Source organism: Alienimonas chondri, from assembly GCF_013036045.1.
Lineage (GTDB): Bacteria > Planctomycetota > Planctomycetia > Planctomycetales > Planctomycetaceae > Alienimonas > Alienimonas chondri.
In genome coordinates this window covers 1-3789 of record NZ_WTPX01000261.1, presented here as the reverse complement: position 1 = coordinate 3789, position 3789 = coordinate 1, and the positions used below count along the sequence as shown (strand labels likewise).

3 protein-coding genes are annotated in these 3789 nt (G+C 70.0%); 2 read left to right on the top strand and 1 reads right to left on the bottom strand.

Annotated elements, in window-relative coordinates; translation table 11 throughout:
- Nucleotides 1-267: 267 nt before the first annotated feature.
- Nucleotides 268-1788: an outer membrane protein assembly factor BamB family protein gene (locus LzC2_RS20665; RefSeq protein ID WP_171189921.1), complete on the bottom strand. Its 1521-nt coding sequence runs from the start codon at nt 1786-1788 to the stop codon at nt 268-270.
- 279 nt (nt 1789-2067) lie between these two features.
- On the opposite strand from LzC2_RS20665, the gene LzC2_RS20660 reads away from it, so the two are divergent.
- Both LzC2_RS20660 and LzC2_RS20655 read left to right on the top strand, forming a co-directional pair.
- Entirely contained in the window at nt 2068-2670 is a 603-nt protein-coding gene (locus LzC2_RS20660) for a fused DSP-PTPase phosphatase/NAD kinase-like protein (protein WP_171189920.1), read from the top strand.
- Nucleotides 2671-2875: 205 nt separating this feature from the next.
- Nucleotides 2876-3739 (top strand): glycosyltransferase family 2 protein, encoded by an 864-nt coding sequence (locus tag LzC2_RS20655; RefSeq protein ID WP_171189919.1) that lies wholly within the window; start codon nt 2876-2878, stop codon nt 3737-3739.
- Nucleotides 3740-3789: the final 50 nt, after the last annotated feature.

The window sequence follows — 3789 nt, the reverse complement described above, 5'->3', positions numbered from 1 at the left end:
GCCCTCTCAGGCGTCGCTGTTCCGTCCTCCCCTCTCCCCCAAAAGGGGGCGGGGGTGAGGGGGCGGTGAGTTGCGAACGCCGTTCACGATCCGGCGCTCAGCATTGGCAGCCCGAGGCGCGAGCCGAGGTGTGCAGGCATGGCAGGATCACCCGGCCTCGCTTGCGCTTCGGACTCACAATCTCTGAGCGGGGGCGTAGGAGCCGTGCGTCACCCTCACCCCCGGCCCCTCTCCCTGAGGGAGAGGGGAGAAGAGGGGGCGGACCCATTACTTCGTCCGCAGGTCCAACACCGTCAGCGATTCCTCGTCCGCCAGCAGCAATCGCCCGTGCGATAAGACAGGCGCCGGCCAGGCGGGGTAGCTGATCTTCGGGACCGTCGTGCGGCTGCGTTCTTGATAACCGTTCGCGGAGGGCGCGGCGCAGAACAACGTGCCGCGCTCGCCGAGAATATACAGCGTGCCGTTCTTCCCCACGCTCGGAGCCAGCAGGCAGGAGCCGCGGCCGAAGTCGGGGAAGGGCACGCGGTCGCCGGCGGCGTTGACGTAGCCGGCAGCGTTGCGGGCGAAGGTGATCTCGCCCGCGGCGTCGCGGCCGTCGGCGGACCATTTGAGTTCGCCCGTCGCGAGGTCCACGCACTCCAGCATTCCCTCCCGCTCGTGCCGGCCGGCGAAGCCGTAGATCAGGCCGTCGTGGATCACGGGGGTGCTCCAGTGACAGGCCAACCGGTCGAGATCCCGCCAAACCTCCGTCACGGCGTCGCCGGACGGCTGGACCTTCAATAAGACGGAGCCGGCTCGATAGGCCGCGGTTAATAAGATGCGGTCGCCCACGACCACCGGCCGGGCGGCGTTGACGCTTTCGTATTTCGGGCTGCGGAACCAATAGGCGAACCGCTGGGCGCCGGTGCGGGGGTCGAGGCTCACCAATCCCTGCCGGACCAAGCAGAGCAGGTGCGGCTCGCCGTGGATCGTCGCCAGCAGCGGGGTCGCATAGCTGACGACCTGCTCCTCGCCGGTCCACTCATAGGGGCCGTCGTCGCCCCGTTCCTGACGAACCGTCACGCCGTCCCACGTCTGCTTGCCGACGGCCTGCCAGACGGTCGCCCCGGTGTCGGGGTTCACCGCGACGATCCCGGCGTTCGGCTGGCCGCCGGGGGCGAAGATCACCAGCGACTCGCCCTCGTCGCCTTCATACAGAACCGGCGAGCCGCCCACGCCGAAGAACCAGCGGGGGATGTCGAGGTCCGCGTTGAAGTCGCGGCTCCAGCGTTCTTCGCCGGTGTTCAGATCGACGCACGCCGCCCGGCCCGCGGCGCCGAGGGTGTAGACCGCCCCGCCCCCGTTCCCCTCGCCAGATCGGTTCATCACCACCAGCGGCGAGGCCCGCGGACCGCCGTTGTAGCCGTAGGGATCGCGGAAGGCTGTCGGGGCGGCGGACTCCCACGTGACGGCGCCGGTGTTCAGATCGCGGCGGGTGAGGATCTCCCGCCCGCCCTCGCGGCGATGGGTGAGGACGACCTGCTTCGTCCCGCCGTCGGCTGCGGCGCCGGGCGCTGTACCGGGCACGGTGACGACGACCGGGGCGCTGTAGCCCTCGCCGATCTCCGCGGTCCAGGCGAGAACCGCGGCGGCGTCGGGGACGGCGGTTCGCAGGCCGGTCTCCTCGCTGACCCCGGTCCCCTGCGGGCCGAGAAACGCCGGCCAGTCGCCGGGCGTTGAGTTCGGGGCGGGGTCCGGCGCCGGGGCGGGCGCCAGGCAGGCGCAGACGAGCAGAACGAGCGACGGCACAGGATTCACCGGGGCGACGGGCGAGGTTCGCGCGTAGTATAGGGGCCGCCCCCCGGGACGCCTCCGCGGCGTACCCCCGCGGCGACCGCCGTTGACCGCGGGGTCGGGGGCGGCCTACACCCGTCGACGTTCGGATGCGGTCGACGCCCGACCGACTCCCGGACGCCCGGGTTCGTTTCGGTTCACGCCGCCCCGAAGCCCTCATACCGACCAGACGCCGGTTCGCCCCGGCTCCCCGGTTGATCGCCTCGCCGACTTATCGCCCTGCTCACAGTCACCATGAATCGCCGCACCGTCCTCCTGTCGATGTCCGCCCTGCTCGTGTGCGGCGTCGCCGCCGGCGGATACGCCTATCACAACCACCACAAGTACAAGCACGTCGCCACCCACGAGGCCGGCATGATGTACCGCAGCGGGTGGTGCGAGCCGGAGGTGATGAGCGAACTGGTCGAACGCTGGCAGATTCGCAGCGTGGTGAACCTCTGCCGCCCGGGCGAGATGGGCGAAGCCCGCTGGCAAGGCGAACGCGACGCCGTCACCAACGCCGGCGCCAAGCTGCTGGAACTGGATATGCCGCTGACCGTCGACCCGGCCGATCCGCTGCTGCAAACGCACATGGACGCCATCGCCGACCCGGACAACTACCCGATGCTGGTGCACTGCCAGCACGGCGTGACCCGCACCGCGAAGTTCATCGCCATGTACGACATCGTCATGCGGGGGCACACCGCGGAGCAGAGCCTCGACGCCCAGCCGCTGTTCGGCCGCGATCAGCAGAACGTGCACGTCACCGCCTTCGCCAAGCAGTTCGAGGACGCCCACAAGTCGCTGTATCCGCGGGTCAGCCACGCGGACCTCGACGTCCTCCGCGACGCGCACTGAGGCGACGGCATACGGATGACGCCGGGTGCCATGCTCTCACCGGCCGACAGAGCGGAGCGGCGTCGGTTGGGTTGAGCATGCGAGCGACGCTCCGCCCTTCCCGAAGGTCCGAGTCGCTCTCCATGCTCACCCGCCCCGTCCGCTCCGCTCCCGGGGCGTGAGAGCATGCCGCCCAGGCGTTCTTGCTCTTCGCACGCACCGACCCATGCCCGTCGTCACCGTCTGCATCCCGCACTGGCAGGTCGAGGTCTACGCCAAGCCCTGTCTGCGGAGCCTGCGGAAGTTCCTCCCCAGCGCCGACCCGGACGTCGAGCTGGAGGTGATCGTCGTCGACAACGGCTCGCGGGACGGCAGCCTCGATTATCTGCGGTCGCTCTCCTGGATTAAATTAATCGAGCGGCCGGAGGAGACGTCGGACAACTGGCCGACGAACGTCTTCACCGCGTGGGATCTCGCCGCCCGGGAGGGGAAGGGCGAGTATCTCCTCACGATGCACTGCGACGTGTTCGCCCGCCGCGACGGCTGGCTCGACCCGCACCTGCGGACGATCAATCAGCCGGTCGCGACCGGCGAGCCGCCGATCGTCGCCAGCGGGGCGTGGAAGCTGGAACTCAGCAGCCCGCTGTATCAAAGCTGGAAGCGGGTCACCGGCGCCGCGATCGGGCGTTTGAAGACCGCGCTGGGACGCCCGGGACGGAACTATACGGGTCGCGAATACCCGCGTGATTACTGCGCCCTCTATCGCCGCGAGGCGCTGGTGGAGCACGACTTGTCGTTCGTCCCGGAGGGGAACCTCGGCGGCGGTCTCGCGGTGACGCAGCGGATCTGGGCCGCGGGATTGGATCTGGCGACGTTCCCCGTCTCCGAGATGGCCCGCAGCGTCGTCCACGTCACGCACGGCACCGCGGCGGTCACCCCGGACAAACCGCTCCGCCACGCCCGCAAGCAACGGCAGGTCGAGCGCGCGGTTCAGAAGCTGTTCCGGGCGAAGTGGGTGCGGGAACTGTCCGAAGACGACTCGCTGGACGGCCCGCGGGCCGAGCAACCCGCCCATCGCGCCGCGGCGTAGCGTCGTCCTCCCCTCGCCCCCTTTTGGGGGAGAGGGGCCGGGGGTGAGGG

Bases quoted from the DNA above. Each gene is read 5' to 3' on its own strand.
- LzC2_RS20655 (WP_171189919.1), top strand. From the start codon at position 2,876: ATGCCCGTCGTCACCGTCTGCATCCCGCACTGGCAGGTCGAGGTCTAC.
- LzC2_RS20660 (WP_171189920.1), top strand. From the start codon at position 2,068: ATGAATCGCCGCACCGTCCTCCTGTCGATGTCCGCCCTGCTCGTGTGC.